At 73.6% G+C, this 19,029-nt stretch carries 14 protein-coding genes; 4 read left to right on the top strand and 10 right to left on the bottom strand.

Features of this window, described 5'->3' with window-relative positions; all coding sequences use genetic code 11:
• Window positions 1–92 precede the first annotated feature (92 nt).
• The gene (locus CHF15_RS03170; protein ID WP_089222200.1) at window positions 93–1,397 is read left to right on the top strand and encodes an MFS transporter; all 1,305 of its coding nucleotides are present in this window, start codon (window positions 93–95) and stop codon (window positions 1,395–1,397) included.
• Between the two features lie 11 nt (window positions 1,398–1,408).
• On the opposite strand, the gene CHF15_RS03165 is transcribed toward CHF15_RS03170, so the two are convergent.
• The 7 genes from CHF15_RS03165 to CHF15_RS03135 all read right to left on the bottom strand — a co-directional run bounded on the left by CHF15_RS03165 (window position 1,409) and on the right by CHF15_RS03135 (window position 11,133).
• Complete coding sequence (locus CHF15_RS03165) at window positions 1,409–2,389, bottom strand: TerC/Alx family metal homeostasis membrane protein (RefSeq protein ID WP_089222004.1); 981 nt, start codon at window positions 2,387–2,389, stop codon at window positions 1,409–1,411.
• Window positions 2,390–2,639: 250 nt separating this feature from the next.
• A complete protein-coding gene (locus CHF15_RS03160) occupies window positions 2,640–4,412 on the bottom strand; it encodes a TerD family protein (RefSeq protein ID WP_089222003.1) in 1,773 nt (590 codons plus the stop codon).
• A gap of 24 nt (window positions 4,413–4,436) precedes the next feature.
• On the bottom strand, window positions 4,437–5,018 hold the full coding sequence (locus CHF15_RS03155) for a TerD family protein (protein ID WP_089222002.1): 582 nt from the start codon (window positions 5,016–5,018) through the stop codon (window positions 4,437–4,439).
• A 109-nt stretch (window positions 5,019–5,127) separates the two neighbouring features.
• On the bottom strand, window positions 5,128–7,224 hold the full coding sequence (uvrB, locus tag CHF15_RS03150; RefSeq protein WP_089222001.1) for an excinuclease ABC subunit UvrB: 2,097 nt from the start codon (window positions 7,222–7,224) through the stop codon (window positions 5,128–5,130).
• 49 nt (window positions 7,225–7,273) lie between these two features.
• Window positions 7,274–8,416: an acyltransferase family protein gene (locus CHF15_RS03145; protein ID WP_179279636.1), complete on the bottom strand. Its 1,143-nt coding sequence runs from the start codon at window positions 8,414–8,416 to the stop codon at window positions 7,274–7,276.
• The gene (locus tag CHF15_RS03140; protein ID WP_089222000.1) at window positions 8,413–10,587 is read right to left on the bottom strand and encodes a bifunctional polysaccharide deacetylase/glycosyltransferase family 2 protein; all 2,175 of its coding nucleotides are present in this window, start codon (window positions 10,585–10,587) and stop codon (window positions 8,413–8,415) included. Before CHF15_RS03140 ends, CHF15_RS03145 begins: the two co-directional genes overlap by 4 nt.
• Before the next feature lie 6 nt (window positions 10,588–10,593).
• Window positions 10,594–11,133 (bottom strand): hypothetical protein, encoded by a 540-nt coding sequence (locus CHF15_RS03135; RefSeq protein ID WP_089221999.1) that lies wholly within the window; start codon window positions 11,131–11,133, stop codon window positions 10,594–10,596.
• A 198-nt stretch (window positions 11,134–11,331) separates the two neighbouring features.
• Here CHF15_RS03135 and CHF15_RS03130 point away from each other — a divergent pair, with 198 nt between their 5' ends.
• Complete coding sequence (locus tag CHF15_RS03130; protein WP_089221998.1) at window positions 11,332–12,369, top strand: chitinase; 1,038 nt, start codon at window positions 11,332–11,334, stop codon at window positions 12,367–12,369.
• Here CHF15_RS03130 and CHF15_RS03125 read toward each other — a convergent pair.
• Entirely contained in the window at window positions 12,334–13,113 is a 780-nt protein-coding gene (locus CHF15_RS03125; protein WP_089222198.1) for an MHYT domain-containing protein, read from the bottom strand. The two genes, CHF15_RS03130 and CHF15_RS03125, sit on opposite strands and share 36 nt — an antisense overlap.
• A 194-nt stretch (window positions 13,114–13,307) precedes the next feature.
• Complete coding sequence (locus tag CHF15_RS03120) at window positions 13,308–14,246, bottom strand: hypothetical protein (RefSeq protein ID WP_089221997.1); 939 nt, start codon at window positions 14,244–14,246, stop codon at window positions 13,308–13,310.
• 170 nt (window positions 14,247–14,416) lie between these two features.
• On the opposite strand from CHF15_RS03120, the gene CHF15_RS03115 reads away from it, so the two are divergent.
• A complete protein-coding gene (locus CHF15_RS03115) occupies window positions 14,417–14,995 on the top strand; it encodes a methylated-DNA--[protein]-cysteine S-methyltransferase (protein WP_089221996.1) in 579 nt (192 codons plus the stop codon).
• Between the two features lie 41 nt (window positions 14,996–15,036).
• Window positions 15,037–15,840: an N-formylglutamate amidohydrolase gene (locus CHF15_RS03110; protein ID WP_089221995.1), complete on the top strand. Its 804-nt coding sequence runs from the start codon at window positions 15,037–15,039 to the stop codon at window positions 15,838–15,840.
• A 60-nt stretch (window positions 15,841–15,900) separates the two neighbouring features.
• Here the strand turns inward: CHF15_RS03110 and CHF15_RS03105 are convergent, their stop codons facing one another.
• Window positions 15,901–19,005 carry an alpha-N-acetylglucosaminidase gene (locus CHF15_RS03105; protein WP_089221994.1) on the bottom strand — a complete coding sequence of 1,035 codons (3,105 nt, stop codon included), beginning with the start codon at window positions 19,003–19,005 and terminating at the stop codon, window positions 15,901–15,903.
• Window positions 19,006–19,029 lie beyond the last annotated feature (24 nt).

The following is a 19,029-nucleotide window of genomic DNA, read 5'->3' as shown; positions in this document are numbered from 1 at the left end:
GTGCCCACCGCGGCGCCGCCACCCCCGCGCACGTGGGTCGTTGGACCCACGTGCGCACCTCCCCCTCCGCCTCCCCCTCCGCCTCCCCCTCGATGGCCCGGATCGCCGCCGCGTCGGCGGCCGGGACCGCGATCGAGTTCTACGACTTCTTCGCCTACGGCACCGCGGCCGCCCTCGTCCTCGGACCGCTGTTCTTCCCCGACGCCTCGGCGCTCGCCGGCACTCTGGCCGCGTTCGGCACCTTCGCGGTGGGCTTCGTCGCCCGCCCGCTCGGCTCGGTCCTCTTCGGCCACATCGGCGACCGCGTCGGACGCCGCCCCGTACTGGTCGGCTCCCTGCTGCTGACCGGGCTGGCGACCACCGCCGTCGGCTGCGTCCCCGGATACGCCGCGATCGGCCCGGCCGCGCCCGTGCTGCTGGTGACCCTGCGCTTCCTGCAGGGGCTGGGGCTGGGCGGCGAGTGGGGCGGCGCGGTGCTGCTCGTCGCGGAGCACGCGCCGGAGCGGCGCCGCGGGCTGTGGACGAGCCTGCCGCAGACCGGTCCCGCGGTGGGCTTCCTGCTGGCGAACGGGATCGTGCTCGCCCTGTCCGCGGGGCTGAGCGACGCCGCCTTCCGCTCCTGGGGCTGGCGGGTGCCGTTCTGGGTGGCGGGCGCGCTCGCGCTGGCCGGCCTGGCGCTGCGGGCAGCGCTGCCGGAGACCCCCGCGTTCGCGGCGGCCGCGGGGCGCGGCGACCTGGCCCGGGTGCCCGTCTCGGAGCTGCTGCGCGAGCACGGGCGCCTGGTGCTGCTCACGGCGGGCGCCATGGCGTGCGGCTACGCCGTCTTCTACACGGTGACCACCTGGTCGCTGGCGTACACCACGGAGCACCTCGGCATGGACCGCACGGTCGTGCTGGGCTGCGTCCTGGTGGCCGTCCTGCTCAAGGGGGCGCTCACGCCGCTCGTGGGGCTGCTGGGCGACCGCTTCGGGCGGCGGCGGATGGCGCTGGTGGGTACCGCCGCGATGGGCGTGGTGGTCTTCCCGTACGCCGGACTGCTCGCGAGCGGCTCGCCGGTGGCGATCGCCGTGGGGTCCGCCGCGGAGCTGATCGCCTTCATCACGGTCTTCGCCGTGGTGGGCGCGTACCTCCCGGAGCTGTACGCGCCCCGGGTGCGCTGCACCGGTGCCGCGCTGGGCTACAACCTCGGCGGCGTCCTGGGCGGCGCCCTGACGCCGCTCGTGGCGACCCGGCTGGTGGCGGGCACCGGCACTCCGTGGCCGGTGGCGGTCTACGTCGCGGCCGTGGCGCTGCTCAGCCTCGGGTGCTTCGCAGCGCTGCCGGAGACGCGGGGCGCGGCCGCGGCGGACGCGACGGCGGGGTGCGCGGCGGACCGCCGCGCACCCCGCCCGGGCTGAGGAGCCGTGGGTCAGGCGTCGATGTGCTCCTCGTCGCGCTTCTCCGCGGCCGCCTGCTTCTTCGACGCCCTAAGGCTGGTGACCGTGGTGACGGCGAGGACCACGACGATGAAGCCGAGGGAGAACGGGATGCTGATCTCCGGGACGTGGACCCCCACCTCGTGCAGGGCGTGGAGCACGAGCTTCACGCCGATGAAGCCGAGGATGATCGACAGCCCGTAGGAGAGGTGGACCAGCTTCTTCAGCAGACCGCCGATGAGGAAGTACAGCTGCCGCAGGCCCATCAGGGCGAAGGCGTTGGCGGTGAAGACGATGTACGGGTCCTGGGTCAGGCCGAAGATCGCCGGGATGGAGTCCAGCGCGAACAGGACGTCGGTGGTGCCGATCGCCAGCATGACCACGAGCATCGGGGTCATGATCCGCTTGCCGTTCTGCTGGATGAACAGCTTGGTGCCGTGGTAGCGGTCGGCGACGCCGAAGCGGCGTTCGGCGGCCTTCAGCAGCCTGTTCTCCTCGAACTCCTCGTCGTGCTCCTCGGCCCGGGCCTCCTGGACCAGCTTCCACGCGGTCCAGATGAGGAAAGCGCCGAAGATGAAGAACACCCAGGAGAAGCTGGCGATGATGGCGGCGCCCGCGGCGATGAAGATCGCGCGCAGGACCAGTGCGATGAGCACGCCGAAGAGCAGGACGCGCTGCTGGTACTGGGACGGCACCGCGAACTTCGCCATGATCAGCACGAAGACGAAGAGGTTGTCGACGCTGAGCGACTTCTCGGTGATGTAGCCCGCGAAGAACTCGCCGGCGGGCTGGCCCCCGGCGAAGAACAGCAGGCCGAGCCCGAAGAGGGCGGCCAGGACGATCCAGACGATGGTCCAGATCCCGGCTTCCTTGACCGACACGTCATGGGGTTTTCGCCCGATGAAGAAGTCGGCGGCGATGAGGGCGCACAGACCGGCGATGGTCAGCACCCAGAGGGTCAGGGATACATCCACGCGATGCCTCCGGCAGATGGGCTGGCAATTGTCAGCGTTGTCGCTGCCGGAGGTCTCTTCCACCCGGGCCCGAGGGCCGGGGCCGGTGTCCCGGGGCCGTTCAGGCCCGTGATGACGGGATGCACCGCAAGCAGGGAGTACTCCCCTCCGCGTAAAGAAGAGTACATGAAATCCCAAGGAAAGGTAAAGAGAGTAAAGTGATGGTCAATCAGGACGGCGGGCCGGGGCCCCGCCGTACCGGCCGGACAGGTCAGTGGCGGCCCGGGTCGTAGGTGCGGCGCGCGGCGGCCACCTGGCGCAGCACCTGGGACAGGACCGCGCTGCCGGGCGGGGCGAGCAGCGGTTCGTACGTCCAGGCGTGGCCGACCCAGGGGTCGGCGAGGTGGTCGTCGGGCTGCGGCGTCAGACGCATCATCGAGCGCCACAGCGGGTCGAGGAGCGGACCGTACTCGCGGGCGTCCTCACGGGCGGCGACCAGGATCAGGTGGACGCCGACCTGCGGGCCCTCGTCGGCGAGGTAGCGCAGCTGGTTGATCGTCCGGTCGTCGAAGCCGTACGGGAAGTCGTTGACGACCAGCACCTGGCGGGCCGGGTCGACGCCCGGGGGCAGCTCGAAGGGCACGTCGGCGCGCAGCGCCATCTGCACCAGGTCGACCCGCTCGGTGAGCCGGGCGAGCAGCGCCGCCACCCCGGCGGCGCCCGTGGCGGGCGGCTCGCGCAGCGCGCCGGAGTCCGTGAAGGGGGCCAGCGCCGTCGCGGCGGAGCCCGCGGGGTCGATGACGTGGGCGGCGCACTCCCCCGCCGGGTGGGCGGCGAGCAGCCGGGCGGCGAGCGCCACTGCCACGTCCACGGCGCGGCGGCGGTCCTGGGCGCTGTCCACCCACAGCCCGCGTTCCAGCGGGAGCCGTACCAGCAGGGGGATCCGCAGCTCCGGGCGCTCGGGCAGGTGGAGGTCGCCGAGCCGGACCGCCATCGGGGGTTCGGCGGGGACGCGGTAGCCGTGCCAGACCGGGCTCTCCCAGCCCGCGTAGGGCGGTGGCAGGGCGGGCTCGACCACCTCGACCTCGGCGGTCAGCTGGGCCAGGTCGCGGTCGAGCACGGCACGGGCCCGGTCCACCAGCTCCGCCTGGCGCGCCCTGGCCTGGTCGCGGGCGGCCTCGGCGGCGGGGCCGACGCGGGTGCGCGGGTCGGCGAGGAGCGTGTCCAGCTCCTGGTCGAGCCGGGACTCGGCGAAGTCGACGGCGCTGCGGTACGCCGCGATGGTGCGGGCCAGGTCCTCGAACATGCCCCAGACCTGGTTGTGGAGCCGTTCCTCCATGCTCCAGCCGGAGGCGTCGCCCGCGACGGGCGCCGGGGTCGGGGGCACCGTGTCGGCTGGGGACGCGGCGGGAGGGACGGGGGGCGGGGGCGGCGTGACAGGCGGGGGCGGCGTGACGGGCGGGGGCGGCGTGGTGGACGGCACTGCGGGCGCCGGCCGCACCGCGTCCGCCACGCGGGCGGCCACGGCGTCCGCCTCGGGGCGGCCCAGCCCCTGGTCGCGCAGCAGCTCGGCCAGCCCGCCCGCGTAGCCCTGGCCGAGCGCGCGTACCTTCCACGCGCCCTGGCGGCGGTAGAGCTCCAGGGCGACGATCGCCGCCTCGCTGCTCAGTCCGGTCACGGTGAAGCTCGCGACCGGCGCCCCGTCGGATCCGGAGACGGTCAGGTGGGGCGCGGGGCAGGCCCCGAAGCGGGTCGGCGCCCCCGCGACCGGCGGCAGCGCCAGCAGGACGTGGACGCGGTCCACGTCCGCGGGGACGGCGGCCAGGTCGGCGGTGACGCGCTGCTCGGCGGCGAGGTGCGCGGGCACCTCGATACCGGGCAGCCGCGGCGCCCCCGGGTGGGCGACGGACCCGGGGCCGCTCACGCGTCCCTGCCCGTCGCCCAGGGAGACGCCGGCCACCACCGGCGTGCCGGCCGACACCCGGACCTCCAGCGAGGTGCCGGGTAGCGGATGGTTCTGCCCGTGGACCAGCTCGGTGGTCATGACCGCGCCCCCCCCTGTGCCCGATCAGAGCGCCGGCAGGATCGCCGGCATGAGGTCCTGGAAGGTACGGCCGTTGGCCGGGGTGCCGATCGCGGTCATCGACCAGCCGGCATCACCACCGCGCTGCACCTTCGCCATGATCTGCGCGGTGTAGGCGCCACCGCCAGTCAGGGTGTAGCGGGCGAGCTCCTGGCCGTTGCTCTCGTCGACCAGGCGGCAGAAGGCGTTCTGCACCTCCTGGAAGGACTGCCCGGTGAAGGAGTTGACCGTGAAGACGATCTGGTCGATGTGCACCGGCACGCGCTGCAGGTCGACCAGGATCGCCTCGTCGTCCCCGCCCTGCCCGGCGCCGCCGACCAGGTTGTCGCCGGTGTGCCGCACCGAGCCGTCGTCGCTGACGAGGTGCCGGAAGAACACCACGTCCACGGGCTGCTTGTCGGCGAAGAGGACCGCGGAGGCGTCGAGGTCGATCTCCCGGGTGCGGCTGCCGAAGAGCCCACGGCGCGGGGCGGCCTGCCAGCCGAGCCCCATGCGGACCGACGAAAGCGTCCCCCCGTCCGACTTCTGCAGGCTGATCTTCTGACCCTTGGTCATGTTGACCGTCACGCGCTGTCCCCTCTCAACCGTTTTGCCGACGTGCGGTTGCTCCGCACCCTATGGGTAGACGCCCCGGTAGGGCACCGTGGTTCGGCAAGAGATTCGACAGCGGCAGCGGTCAGGCCACGCCCGCCTCCCTCATCTGCCGCAGCTCCTTCTTCAACTCGCCCACCTCGTCGCGCAGCCGGGCGGCGACCTCGAACTGCAGATCCGCGGCGGCGGTGTGCATCTGGTCGGTCAGCTCGCCGATGAGCTCGGCGAGTTCGGCGGCGGGCAGGCTCTTGGCGGCCCGCTTCTCCCCCGCCTTCGCCGACAGGCCCGGCACCGGCGCCTTGCCGCGCGAGCGCTGGCGGCCCGAGCCCAGCAACTCCTCGGTGTCGGCGTCCTCGCGGGCGAAGGAGTCCAGGATCCCGGCGATCTTCTTCCGCAGCGGCTGCGGGTCGATGCCCCGCTCCTCGTTGTAGGCGATCTGCTTGGCCCGGCGCCGGTTGGTCTCCTCGATGGCCTTCTCCATCGCCGGGGTGATCTTGTCGGCGTACATGTGGACCTGGCCGGAGACGTTGCGCGCCGCACGGCCGATGGTCTGGATCAGGGAGGTGCCGGAGCGCAGGAAGCCCTCCTTGTCGGCGTCGAGGATGGCCACCAGCGACACCTCGGGCAGGTCCAGGCCCTCGCGGAGCAGGTTGATGCCGACCAGCACGTCGAACTCGCCGGCCCGCAGCTCGCGCAGCAGCTCCACGCGGCGCAGGGTGTCGATGTCGCTGTGCAGGTACCGCACCTGGATGCCGAGTTCGAGCATGTAGTCGGTGAGGTCCTCGGACATCTTCTTGGTGAGCGTGGTGACCAGGACGCGCTCGTCGCGCTCGGCGCGCAGCCGGATCTCGTGCACGAGGTCGTCGATCTGTCCCTTGGTGGGCTTGACGATCACCTCGGGGTCGACCAGGCCGGTCGGGCGGATGATCTGCTCGACGACACCGTCGCCCCGGGAGAGCTCGTACTTGCCGGGGGTGGCCGACAGGTAGACCGTCTGACCGACCCGCTCCAGGAACTCCTCCCACTTCAGCGGGCGGTTGTCGAGGGCGGAGGGCAGCCGGAAGCCGTGGTCGACCAGGGTGCGCTTGCGGGAGGCGTCGCCCTCGTACATGGCGCCGATCTGGGGCACGGTGACGTGCGACTCGTCGATGACGAGGACGAAGTCCTCGGGGAAGTAGTCGATGAGCGTGGACGGGGCCGAGCCCGCCTCGCGGCCGTCGATGTGCCGCGAGTAGTTCTCGATGCCGGAGCAGGTGCCGATCTGCCGCATCATCTCGATGTCGTACGTGGTGCGCATCCGCAGCCGCTGCGCCTCCAGCAGCTTGCCCTGCTTCTCCATGACCGCGAGCTGCTCGCCCAGCTCCTTCTCGATGCCGGCGATGGCCCGCTCCATGCGCTCCGGACCGGCCACGTAGTGGGTGGCGGGAAAGACGTAGAGCTGCTGGTCGTCGGTGATGATCTCGCCGGTGAGCGGGTGCAGCGTGTAGAGGGCCTCGATCTCGTCACCGAACATCTCGATGCGGACGGCGAGCTCCTCGTAGACCGGGAAGATCTCGATGGTGTCGCCGCGCACCCGGAAGGTGCCCCGGGTGAACGCCACGTCGTTGCGCGCGTACTGGATGTCGACGAACTTGCGCAGCAGGGCGTCCCGGTCGATCTCCTCGCCGACCCTGAGCCGGACCATGCGGTCGACGTACTCCTGGGGCGTGCCGAGGCCGTAGATGCAGGACACCGAGGCGACCACGACCACGTCGCGGCGGGTCAGCAGCGAGTTGGTGGTGGAGTGGCGCAGCCGCTCGACCTCCTCGTTGATCGAGGAGTCCTTCTCGATGTAGGTGTCCGTCTGCGGGACGTACGCCTCGGGCTGGTAGTAGTCGTAGTACGAGACGAAGTACTCGACCGCGTTGTTGGGAAGCAGCTCGCGGAACTCGTTCGCCAGCTGGGCGGCCAGGGTCTTGTTGGGCGCCATGACCAGGGTCGGGCGCTGCAGCCGTTCGATCATCCAGGCGGTGGTCGCCGACTTTCCGGTACCCGTCGCGCCGAGCAGGACGACGTCGTTCTCGCCCGCGCGGATGCGCCGCTCGAGGTCGTCGATGGCGGCCGGCTGGTCGCCGCTGGGCTGGTAGGGGCTGACGACCTCGAAGGGCGCCACACTGCGTTCGATGTCTGATACGGGCCGCATGGGTCAACGGTACGACCCCCCACCGACAACCGGCTCCGACCTGCCCGGATCAGGGCAGTAGGCGGGGCCTGCGCCCCGCTGCGAGGTCCTCCACCAGGCCCGGGAGCGGCACCGCCACCGCGATCAGCACCCAGGCCACCGCGAACTGGAACCAGGTGCTGTCCAGGGGCAGCGACAGCTCGAAGGCCCTGACCCGCCACATCAGGTCGATCAGCGGGACGCTGAGCATGAGCGCGACCTCGTGCCACAGGTAGACGGTCACGGCCCGCGCGCTCACGATCCGCACCAGCCGGTCCAGCGGCGGGATCCGCCCGGCCGGGCCGGCGCACGGCCGGAAGCGCAGCAGAAGCAGGACGAAACCGGCCGACCACAGCGCCTGGGCGAGGGGGATCTCGTTGAGGTCGTACGAGCCGTCCACGCGGTGGGACGAGGTCCACCAGCCGCCGGCCGCCATGGCGGCCGCCGCCAGGACCGCCACCAGGCCGGCCGGCGTGCGGTCGAGCAGCCCGTCGCGGTGGGCGAAGCCGAGCAGCCAGCAGGTCAGGTAGGTCGCCAGGTCGGTGACGGCGGCGCCGGCCGCGCCCTGCGGCGGGATCCAGACCGTCTGCAGGAGCACGACGGGGGCGAGGGAGACGACGAGCACGGCGGAGGGCGACCGCCGGAAGACCCGCAGCAGCAGCGGCGAGAGCAGGACGAACCACAGGTAGGCGCGCACGTACCACAGGACCCCCGTGGCCTGCTCGGCCCAGGCGCTGCCCGGCGGGTCGGCCACCGGCACCACCCACAGGAGCAGCCGCGCCCACCAGCGGCCCGCGTGGTGCTCGCCGGGCGCCCAGCCGTGGATCAGCATCGCCGGCACCAGGACGGCGCCGAGGCACCACAGCGGCGGCAGGAGCCTGCGCAGCCGCCGACGCACGACCGGCCGCGCGGGCCGCTCCAGGGATCGCGCCATGAACGATCCCGCGAGGGCGAACATCACACCGAGGGAGGGGAAGGCCAGGCTCAGCCACGCCCAGCCGAACGTGTGGTACGTCACGACGCGGACGAGCGCCAGGGCGCGCAGGAGGTCCAGATAGTGGTCGCGGCCACCGCCCGGCGCGATGCGGGCGCCCGGCGCGGCACGGCGGGCGGCGTGCCGGCCGGATGTCCTGGGCCGGGGCAGCGGCAGGGAGGAGGTGTCGGGCGCGGTCATCGGGCGGCTTCCGCGGACGCCTGCGGGGAGCCGACCTCTCCGGTGCGCTCGAGCTTCTGCCAGCGCAGCCGGCCTCCGGTCATGGCCGTGACGCAGGAGTGGATCAGGACGAGGTACATCAACTGCCGGTAGACGATCTGCTGCAGCGGCAGCATCAGCAGATGGCGGTAGCGCTCGCGGTCCAGGCGGAAGGCGTACGCCGCGCACAGCACTTGGACCGACATCAGCGCGGCCCAGGCGAGGAGCGACCTGGCGGGGTCGACGAAGACGGCGCCGTAGACGGTCAGGAGGTCGATCAGCGGCGCGAAGAGGGGCGTGACGATCTGGAAGAGCACGACCAGCGGCATGCCCACGCGGCCGAAGCGTCCCGAGGGCCCGCGGTCCACCAGGGAGCGCCGGTGCTTCCACAGCGCCTGCATGGTGCCGTAGCTCCAGCGATAGCGCTGCCGCCACAGCTGGCCGATGGTGCCCGGTGCCTCGGTCCAGGCGCGGGCCTGCTCGGCGTACACCACACGCCAGCCCGCCCGGTGCAGCGCGATGGTGACGTCGGTGTCCTCGGCGAGGGTGTCGCCGCTCATGCCCCCGGCCTCCAGGAGCGCGGCGCGGCGGAAGCCGCCGACGGCACCCGGCACGGTGGGCATACAGCCGAGCAGGTCGTACATGCGGCGGTCGAGGTTGAAGCCCATCACGTACTCGATGTGCTGCCAGGCGCCGATCACCGTGGAGCGGTTGCCGACCTTCGCGTTGCCCGCGACGGCGCCGACCCTTGGGTCGGCGAAGGGCTGGACGAGCCGGTGGACGGTGTCGGGCTCGAAGACGGTGTCGCCGTCCATCATCACGACGAGTGCATGACGGGCGTGCTCCAGGCCGCGGTTGAGCGCGGCGGGCTTGCCCGCGTTCTCCTGGCGTACGACGCGCACCCGCGGCAGGCCCATCGCCTCGACGATGCCCGCGGTGCCGTCGGTCGAGCCGTCGTCCACGACGATGATCTCCACCGGGTGGGTGCTCGCCGCGAGCGAACCGACCGTGTTGGCGATGCACTCCTTCTCGTTGTAGGCGGGCACGACGACGCTGACGGGTTCGGTGACCGCCGGCCCCCAGCTGAAGCGGCGTCGGCCGCGGATCCTGGCGTGCCGGCGGGCGAGGACGAGCATCAGGGCGAAGCGGGCCAGGACGGCGGCGCCGACCACGACGAGCAGCCAGAACAGGACGGGCATGGTGAACTCGGCCAGGGCCACGACGCCGATGAGAGCGCGTCCCTGCCACAACTCGGCCCCGCTCGCCCGGTGGTTGGCGGTCGTGGCGCCCAGGCTCGCGGTCAGCGTGGTGAAGGTGTAGCCCTTCGCCTTCATGGTGTCGATGTACGTGCCGAGCGCCTCCACGGTCTGGGAGCGGTCGCCGCCGGCGTCGTGGAAGAGCACGGAGGCGCCCTTCCCGTTCCCCGGGGTGGCGTCGCGGACGATGTGCGCGACGCCGGGGCGCCGCCAGTCCTCGCTGTCGGTGTCGACGAAGGCGCTGATGTAACCCTTGGTGCCGAGGTAGCGGTAGACGGGCCACATGGTGTCGTCGACGGCGTCGGGCTCGGAGGAGTACGGGGCGCGGAAGAGCGAGGTCGTGATGCCCGCGGCGCCGGCGAGCGCCAGTTGGGTCTGGGCGAGTTCGCGGTCGATCCTGGCCCTGTCCTGGTACGCCAGGTCGACGTGGGAGAAGGTGTGGACGCCGATCTCGCCGCCGGAGTCGACGATGTCGCGGATGAGCGCGGGGTACCGGGCGGCCATCTGGCCCACGACGAAGAAGGTGCCCGGCACGTCGTGTTCGCGCAGTACGGCGAGTACCTTCGCGGTCCACCGGGGATCGGGGCCGTCGTCGAAGGTGAGCGCGATCGTCCGGGGCGGCAGGGTGTGGCTGACGGGCTCGCCGTCGGCGCCGAAGGTCAGCACGGGGCCGCCCTCGAGGACGGAGGCGGGCACCCGGTCCGAACTCCCGGACTCGTGGACGCGGCTGTCGTTGCCGATCTCCGAGTGCAGGTAGCCGTCCAGCAGCATCACGCACACCAGCGCGAACAGTCCCAGCACGGCCATGACGAGACGGGGTCTGGGCACGGCCTGCCGGCCGGCCGACGCCACCTTGGTGATCGCACCGGGTGCCGCGTGCCGGGCCGTCCGTGCCATGGCCGCTCAGTCGTCCCAGCCGTCGCCGGGCACGGGATCGCCGCCGGCGTCGCCCGGAGGGAACGCGGGGGTGTCCGGTCCGGGTGTGACGGGGACGGAGGCGGACGGCGTGGCGGAGGCCGCCGGGGTGCGCGGGGGCGTGGGCCTCGGGGAGGCGCTCGCCGTCGGGGTGGCACCGGTCCTGCCGGGTGCGGGGGCGGGCGTCGCGGAGGCCGTCGCGCGGCCCTTGGTGGCGGAGGGGGTCACCTCCGCGGCCGTGACGGCGGTGGGCGCGGCGACGGGACGGGCCGCCGGCGCGGGGGCGTGAGCGGCGCCCGGGGCGCCCGCGGCACGTTCGTGGGCACGCCCGGTCCGTCCGCCCGCCCCGGCCTGCGCCGAAGCGCCCCCGGGGACGTCGGCACCCGGAATCAGGGTCTGGGGCGCGAAAGGGGTGCCTCCCGCCAAAGCCACCGCCAGCAGCACGGCATATCCCGCGCAGGCGACCCCGGCGGCCAGTCCGGCGCGCCGGATAATGCGCGCCCGGCGGCCCGACGCGTCGACGAACACGGGCCCTTCCTCCGTGGACCGCCCACGGGGACACGCCCGCCGGGAGAGGGAATGCATGGGCGGAATGCTAGCAGTAATTTCCCTCCACGAATTCCCTGGATTCGCCCGGGAATTAATCCCACGAATGGACCGGGACGCCTTTTCGGCAATTCCCTGAAAGTGAGATCCGAAATTCCCGGGGCAGATAGTCTCTCCGTCATGAAGAGCCGCACGGCACAGTTGATCACCGGCCTCGTGGCGGTCGCCGTCGCCGCCACGACCGCCTCCCTCCTCACCGGCCGGGAGCCCGCCGGCGCCCCGGCGACCCGCGCGCCCCAGGGAAGGCAACCGGCGGCCGAGGTGGTCTTCACCCCGTATGTGGACGCCTCGCGCTCCACCCCGTACGACATGGCGGGCGCGGCCCGCCGCACCGGGGCCGACGGCTTCACCCTCGGGTTCGTCACCGCGCGCGGCGGCTGCGCGCCGACCTGGGACGGGCGCGAGGGCATCGCCCACGGCGACCTGGCGGACCGGATCGCCGCGTTGCGCGCCACCGGCCGCGACGTGCGGGTCTCGTTCGGCGGCGCCGACGGCACGGAACTGGCGGGAGCCTGCGGCGACGTGGACGAACTCGCCTCCGCCTACTCCGATGTGATCGGCCGTTACCGGCTGACCGGGGTCGACTTCGACGTCGAGGGCGACGACCTGGCGGACACGGCCGCCAACACCCGCCGTGCGCGTGCCGTCGCCCGCCTCCAGAGGGAGGCGGAGCGCGAGGGGCGGACGCTGTCGGTCTCCTTCACGCTGCCGGCGATGCCGTCGGGACTGACCGCCGAGGCATCGGCGCTGCTCGCGGACGCCCGGCACCAAGGGGTGCGCGTCGACGGCGTCAACATCATGGCGATGGAGTACGGGGAGACGTACACCGGCGACATGGGCCGGTACGCGATCCAGGCGGCCACCGCGGCCCACCGGCAACTCAAGGCGCTGCTGGACCTGCCGGACGCGGCGGCCTGGCGGACCCTCACCGTGACACCGATGGTCGGGGTGAACGACATCGAGGGCGAGGTCTTCACCTTGGGGGACGCGGCACAACTGGCCGCCTTCGCCCGTGACAAGGGGCTGGGCGGACTGTCGATGTGGTCGGCCGACCGGGACAGGGCCTGCGAGGACGACCCGGGGAGCGCGGCCCCGACCCGGTGCAGCGGGGTCGACCAGCCGTCACTGGCGTTCGCGCGGGCCCTCGCGGAAGCGTGAGGCGTGGACGGCCCGTGAGGAGCGGTCGGCCCGTGAGGAGCGCCGGCCGCGGGCGGGCGCGGGCTCCGGTGCGACCTCGCCGACGGGCGGGTCGAGCGCCACGACGACACCGGAGAGGAAGAGGAAGACGACAGGGCCGATCAGCACGGGGGCCAGGGACGCGGCCGGGCCCGCCCCGGCCGCCCCCTCCCGGGCGTCGCTGTGCAGGTGGACCGTCAGCGCGGCCATGCCGATGTAGTGCATGGCGGTGACGGCGAAGCCCAGGACGAGGCCGGCGAGCACACCGGCGTACATGCGCCGGACGGAGACCGCCGCCCACAGGGCGACGGTGGCGGCCAGCACGGCGACACCGACCGACAGCACCACCGTGGACAGCGTGTACTCCAGGTCGCCGCGCAGCCGCATGCCCCGCATGCCCAGGTAGTGCATGGCGGCGATACCGAGTCCCGTGACGCAGCCGCCGGCCAGGACGGCGGGCGGCGTGCGGCCCGCGAAGCCGACGAGGAACACCCCGAGCGCGACGACCGCGATGGCGACCAGCAGGCTCTCGAAGGTGACGAGCATGTCGTAGCTGATCCGCACCTCGCCGACGGTGAAGCCCATCATGGCGATGAAGTGCATGGTCCAGATGCCCGATCCGATGGCCGCGGAGCCCAGCGCGAGCCAGCCTGCCCGTCGCGAAGGGGGCATGGCGAGCGCCCGGGTCGTGCAGCGCAGCCCGAGGGCGGCGCCTAAGCAGGCCATGACGAACCCCGCGAGAGGGGTCGCCCATCCGTAGGTGAATCCGTTGACCGTTCCGTATGTGCCGCTCACGGCACCCTCCCCTGACCGCGCCGGTTTCCCGGTCCCTTTCGTCCCCCGCGCTGACACACGCTAGGGTCGCGGGCCCGTGCTGCGCGGCATCCCTACGACGGCTTCATCGCGCGGACACCCCCGCGTCATCTCGTTCCGGGCAGTGCCGTGATCCGCTCCAGCGGTCCGTACGGACCCTCCGCCAGGGCGCTGCGCAGGGCGGCGACGACCTCGGCGGGGCTGCGGGTGAACGCGGCGGGCGCGACCCGCAGCACCCGCAGTCCCAGCGACTCCAGCCGGCCGCGCCTCGTCCCCGGGCCGAGGTCCAGGACGAGGCCGTCGCGCACCCAGTAGGCGTCGGGCGAGCCCAGGAAGGCGCCGTCGAACTCGAGCGTGGGGCGCCACAGCGGTTGCCGCAGCCCGGACCGCGCCACCAGGGCGCGGGCCATCGGCTCGGCGGAGGCCGCGCGCCGGTTGGAGTCCATGGTGTCCAGCAGGGCCGCCACGGCGGGGCGCCGGGCGAGCACCGCGCCGCCCAGTTCCGCGGCGAGCGCGGCGGCGGGCACACCGAGCGCGGTGACCAGTTCGCGGACCACCTCCAGGGCCCACTCGGGGTCGATGGACTCCCGTACGCCGTCGGCCGCCGCCCGGACGACCGGCGCCACGGGCACCCCGTTCACGGCGTCCGGCACGGGGAGCCCGCGGCCGTGGTGGACCCGAACCCAGGTGTGGGTGCGGATGCGGCGCTCACTCGGGACGAGCACGTCCACCACCGGGAGCCCGCACGGCGGCGCGGCGACGGCGACGCCGTGCAGGGCGAGCCCCGCCACACCGGTGATCATGGCCGGGACCTGCGGGTACCCGGCGAAGGCCAGCGCCGCCCTGGACCGCTGCGCGGCGGTGAGCGGACCGGGCTGGAGAACGACCACCCGGGGCAGCGGCCGCTGCCACCGGCCACCGGGGCGGCACCATTCGCGCAGCCTGCTCTGCGGTACGCCCACCTCGGCGAGCTGGGCGACGGTGGCGACCCGGTCCTGTTCGCGGGCGAGCCGGCGGACGGCGTGGGTGAAGTCGTTTCGCGTCATGCGCGCCCCATCCCCCCTCGTAACCGATCAACTACCGCTTGTGACACACCTGTCGAGAACGGCCACCCTCCCGGGTGGCGGGGCGTGCGGCCGGTTGCCGCCACCGTCCGGGGACTTCACGGGACCCCGGCCGGCACCGGTTGTCGGTGCCCCGCCCTAGGGTGGGATCCGTGACGCAACCCCAGACCCCTGCCACCGAGGTCGCCTGGACGGTGCTGGAGGCACCGATCGGGCCGCTGCTGCTCGCCGCGACCGGGCAGGGCCTTGTCCACGTGGCCTTCCGCACCGGGGAGGAGGAGGCCCCCGCCGTGCTGGAGCGGATCTGCTCCCGGCTGGGCGCCGTACCCGTGCGCAGTCCCGGGCCCGCGAGCGCCGCGGGGGCCCGGCTGGACGAGGCGATACCGCAGGTGGAGGCGTACTTCGCCGGGACGCGGCACACCTTCGACCTCGACTTCGACTGGTCGCTGACGACCGGCTTCAACCGCCGTGTGCTGCGCGAGCTGTCGGCCGGTGTCCCGTTCGGCAGCGTGGTCGGCTACCAGGACCTGGCGAACCGGGTCGGCGAACCGGGCGCGGCCCGGGCCGTGGGGACGGCCATGGGCTCCAACCCGCTGCCCGTCGTCGTCCCGTGCCACCGGGTCCTGGAGAGCGACGGCGGCATCGGCGGCTTCGGCGGAGGCGCGCGCATGCTCGACATCAAGCGCTCGCTGCTGGCCCTGGAGGGTGTCCTCCCGGAGCCGCTGTTCTGACGTGCCGCCGGACACCGGCATGGCCGGGGAGGGGTGGGGAAATGGACGAATCGACTTTCCGCGTCGCCGAGGGCGCACCGGACTCACCGGTGCTCCTCCATGTGCCGCACAGTGCCCGCGCCGTGCCCGGGCACGTCCGCGAGCGCATCCTCCTGGACGACGACGCGCTGACGGCCGAGCTCGACCACATGACGGACGCGTACACCGACCTGATCGCCGATCGCGCCGCCGCGCGTACCGGGGCCTGGCGGTTCACCAACCTCCTGTCGCGGCTGGTGGTCGACCCCGAGCGGTTCCCGGACGAGCGGGAGGAGATGCGCGCCGTCGGCATGGGCGCCGTCTACACCCGCACCTCGCACGGGGCCCCGCTGCGCGAGGACGACCCCCGCCACGAACGGGACCTGCTGGACGCGTACTTCGAACCGTACGCGGCCGCCATGACGGCTGCCGTCCAGGACCGGCTGGCGGCCACCGGGCGGGCGGTCGTCATCGACGTGCACTCCTATCCCGGCGCGCCGCTCCCCTACGAGCTGCACGGCGGCGGGCCCCGCCCCGCGGTGTGCCTGGGCACCGACCCCTTCCACACCCCGGCCTGGCTGCTGGACGCGGCCCGCGAGGCCTTCGCGCCGTGCGGCGAGGTCGGTCTCGACTCGCCGTTCGCCGGCACCTATGTGCCGTTGAAGCACTACGGCGAGGTCCGCGAGGTGTCGGCGCTGATGGTCGAGATCCGCCGGGACGGATACATGACGGAGCCCGGGGGTGCCCCCGGCGCGGGAGTGGACCGGCTGGGTGACGCCCTGGCCGCCCTCGTCGCCGCCGTCGGCGCGGCTGACGGCACCGGCTGAAGGCACCGGCTGACGGCACCGGTCGGAGGCATTCGGTCGGCGGCGAGGCGGCCGCCGGGCTCAGCCGATGCGGAAGCCGGTGAACTCCACCAGGCCGCGGTCACCCGTGCCGCCGTTCCCCGCGGTCATGAAGAGCCCCACGTCCTGCGCCGGGGCCGCGGCCGGGACGGTCACGGTCGCGACCTTCCGCCATGTCGAGCCGTCGTCGGTGCTGCACTCCCCCGTATACGCGCGGCCCCGGCGGTGCAGCCTCAGCAGCACCGGGGCCCGCACTCCGGCGAGCCGCCGGTAGCGGTTGAGCAGGCCGCCGCCGTCGGAGTCGTACGACAGCGTCACCCCGTGCCCGGGGCTCACCGCCAGGTTCAGGAAGCCCGGGGCGACCGGATCGTCGAGGTCGTCGCGGACGACGATGCCCGCCCGTGCCCATGCGGCGGTCCTCGCCTGGCTGTCGACCCGGGTGGTGACCGTCCCGCCGTCCCGCAGCGCGCCGCGCCGCAGCAGCGCCGCGAACTCGGCGGTGCCCTTCCACAGGTCGCGCCCGGCGCCGTCGATGGCGAAGCGGTCGCCGAGCTGCCCGAAGACGGCGCCGGTGCCGTTGACGGTGCGGTACGCGTGGTCGAGCGGGCCCGCGACGTACAGGTCCCCCGCGGCGACCGCGGGCACCCGCGCGCCGCCCGGCACCGGCTCGTACGCGGCCCGCGCCTCGTACCGCAGCGGCGACAGCGGCCGTTCGGGACGTGCCTCGGGCGCGGTGACGTGCCAGGTGGCGCGGCCGGTGCCGCCGGCCGCCACGCGCGGCAGCGACAGCGCCCCGCGAGGTGCTGCCCGCACCCCGTCCGCGGTGAGGGAGAAACCGACCGTGCCCGTGGGGGCGAGCCCGTTGGTGTTGGTGAACTCGGCCGTCACCAGGGCCCGGCCGCCCGGTGCCAGCGTCGCCGGCTGCGCGGTCACGGCCAGCGTGCCCTGGTAGGGGGCCGCGGCGAGGGTCTCGTAGGCCCGCCGGGCGAGCGTGTGCGCGTCGCCGGTGGGCCGGGTGGGGTAGCTCCCGGCGCGCTTCGTCCAGGGCTCCTCGGCGCGGTACCAGTCGGTCTCCCGTGGTGTGCGGCGGGTGCCGAGGGCCGCCGCGCAGTCGTCCAGGAAGGTCCGCCAGCGCGGCAGGTAGAAGTCCGCGACCAGGCCGTTCCAGTCCCGGTTGGCGTACTCGTGCAGTGACACCGAGGTCGCGCGCCCGCCCCAGGTGGTGGTCAGCACCCGGGCGGTGCGCTCGAGTCCGGCGCGCTGCGCGTCCGCCCCGCCCCAGGCCCGGGCCTCCGCGAGCCAGGGGCCGAGCAGGAACGCCCGGTGACCGCCCGCGACCTCGTCGGCCAGCCGCATCAGCCGCAGCCACAGCTCGGACAGCTGGCGGAAGACCGCCGCGTCGCCGCGCTCGAACGCGGCGCGCAGTTGCGGCAGGAGTTGCCGGCTGCGGTTGGCGACGGCCTGCCGGGCGACGTCGGTCAGGTCGTAGCGGTAGGCGTCGCGTCGGTGTGCCCCGGCGGACACGGCCAGCAGTGCGGCGAACGCCGTGTCGAAGGCGGCGGGATCGTAGGTGAGGGCGTTCGGTGCGTACACGCTGGCGGAGTCCGCGGTCAGCGAGGGGCGGGCGGCGAACAGGCTGTCGTGGGCGTCGGCGCGCTCCAGCGCGTCGTGCCGGTAGGCGGTGCGGCGCAGTGCCTGCCAGGCGACGCGGGCCTGGCCGTCCGCGGTGCCGTAGCGGGTCCGCGCGTAGGTGTCGAACCAGGTGGGCAGGTCCACCCGCCGCTCGTGCCAGGGCAGTTCGCAGAAGAGCTCGAAGGCGGCGGGGTCGCGTTCGGCTGCCTCCGGCAGATAACAGGTGCCGGACAGGGCGCTGCCGGGCTTGTCCCGCCAGCTGAAGAAGCGGTCCGCCCAGACGTGGGTCTTGGCGCCGATCGTCGTCCGGCCGCCGAAGTTGGGGATGGAGCCGAAGGCGTACGGAGTGCCCGCCCAGTCCCGTTCGCGGTCGGTGACCGAGGCGAAGCGGTCGGAGACGCCGTCCACGACGAGCATCCGCTCCTTGTCGACGGCTCCCAGCAGATCGGCCCGCGGGTTCTTCTCCCAGCCGAGGATCACCCAGGTCGCACGGGGGTGCGCCGCGCTCAGCGCCTCCTGGACGCCGCGGGCGGCCGCGGGCACGGGCACGTCGCCCGCGGTGCCGCCCTCGTGGAGCAGGTCCATCTTGAAGTAGGCGGCCTCGCCGAACAGCTTCTTCTGGTGGCGGTAGAAGGACGCGGCCACGGCGGCGAACGCGCCGCTGCGCGGGTCGAGCCAGTCCGGGCGGGCGAAACCGTGCCAGGTGCCCTGCGGAACGACGCGCGCCCCCGCGTTGCGCCCGGCGAAGCCGTCCGGGACGGTGCCGAAGTAGCCCGGCAGCACCGGGGCCATGCCCAGTTCCCGCAGCCGCGCGGTGATCCTGCGGCCCAGCGCGGCGCGCGCGTCGACGATCCCCGGGGTCAGCGGGCCGCCGTACCCGGAAAGGTTCTGCAGCAGCCACCACGGCTGGTGGGACGGGGCCGGCAGCCAGGCCAGCGCCTCCCGGTCGGAGTAGCCGAACTCGCGCAGCACACGCCGGTACACGGCCTCGGCACCGGCCACCACCAGCACCTCGTTGCAGCCGTGCAGTGCCAGGACGTCGATGAAGCGCTCCCAGCGCGACCAGTCGGCGTAGGGGGCGGTGTAGCCGTCGTTGGTGTCGTTGAGGACGAAGCGGTGGGGCACGGTGGCGCGCCGGGCGATGCCGTCCGGGGGCGGGGCGGGAAGCGTCGCGGGCAGGGCGTCCAGACTGTCACCCACCCACGAGACGCCCACGCCGCACACGTGCTTGAGGTACCAGCGCACACCGCACAGCAGTGTGGCCGGCGACGTCCCGGCCACCTCGACCCGGCCCCGCGCGCCCGCGATCCGGAAGCGGTCGGACCGTTCGCCGTCCTTGCCGCCGTTCCCCCGGCCCAGCGCGACCAGCCGGAACTGCCCCGCGTGCCTCGGCAGCAGCCGGCCCAGGGCGGCCTGCGCGGGAGCGGTGTCGAAGGAGGCCGCCATGGCCGCGCCCGCCGCGCCCGTCGGGAACACCGCACCCGCCGCGGTCGCGGCGGCGGAACCCAGCAGCATCCGCCTGGTCACTCGAGTCACGGC

The sequence above is a fragment of the Actinacidiphila glaucinigra genome (assembly GCF_900188405.1).
GTDB lineage: Bacteria > Actinomycetota > Actinomycetes > Streptomycetales > Streptomycetaceae > Actinacidiphila > Actinacidiphila glaucinigra.
This window is presented reverse-complemented; position numbering and strand designations above follow the sequence as displayed.

What these genes read in the sequence shown, in the direction of transcription:
- CHF15_RS03110 (WP_089221995.1), top strand. Translation starts at nt 15,037, where the DNA reads ATGGACGAATCGACTTTCCGCGTCGCCGAGGGCGCACCGGACTCACCG.
- CHF15_RS03140 (WP_089222000.1), bottom strand. Translation starts at nt 10,587, where the DNA reads ATGGCACGGACGGCCCGGCACGCGGCACCCGGTGCGATCACCAAGGTG.
- CHF15_RS03125 (WP_089222198.1), bottom strand. Translation starts at nt 13,113, where the DNA reads ATGGCCTGCTTAGGCGCCGCCCTCGGGCTGCGCTGCACGACCCGGGCG.
- CHF15_RS03120 (WP_089221997.1), bottom strand. Translation starts at nt 14,246, where the DNA reads ATGACGCGAAACGACTTCACCCACGCCGTCCGCCGGCTCGCCCGCGAA.
- CHF15_RS03160 (WP_089222003.1), bottom strand. Translation starts at nt 4,412, where the DNA reads ATGACCACCGAGCTGGTCCACGGGCAGAACCATCCGCTACCCGGCACC.
- CHF15_RS03105 (WP_089221994.1), bottom strand. Translation starts at nt 19,005, where the DNA reads ATGCTGCTGGGTTCCGCCGCCGCGACCGCGGCGGGTGCGGTGTTCCCG.
- uvrB (WP_089222001.1), bottom strand. Translation starts at nt 7,224, where the DNA reads ATGCGGCCCGTATCAGACATCGAACGCAGTGTGGCGCCCTTCGAGGTC.
- CHF15_RS03130 (WP_089221998.1), top strand. Translation starts at nt 11,332, where the DNA reads ATGAAGAGCCGCACGGCACAGTTGATCACCGGCCTCGTGGCGGTCGCC.
- CHF15_RS03170 (WP_089222200.1), top strand. Translation starts at nt 93, where the DNA reads ATGGCCCGGATCGCCGCCGCGTCGGCGGCCGGGACCGCGATCGAGTTC.
- CHF15_RS03145 (WP_179279636.1), bottom strand. Translation starts at nt 8,416, where the DNA reads ATGACCGCGCCCGACACCTCCTCCCTGCCGCTGCCCCGGCCCAGGACA.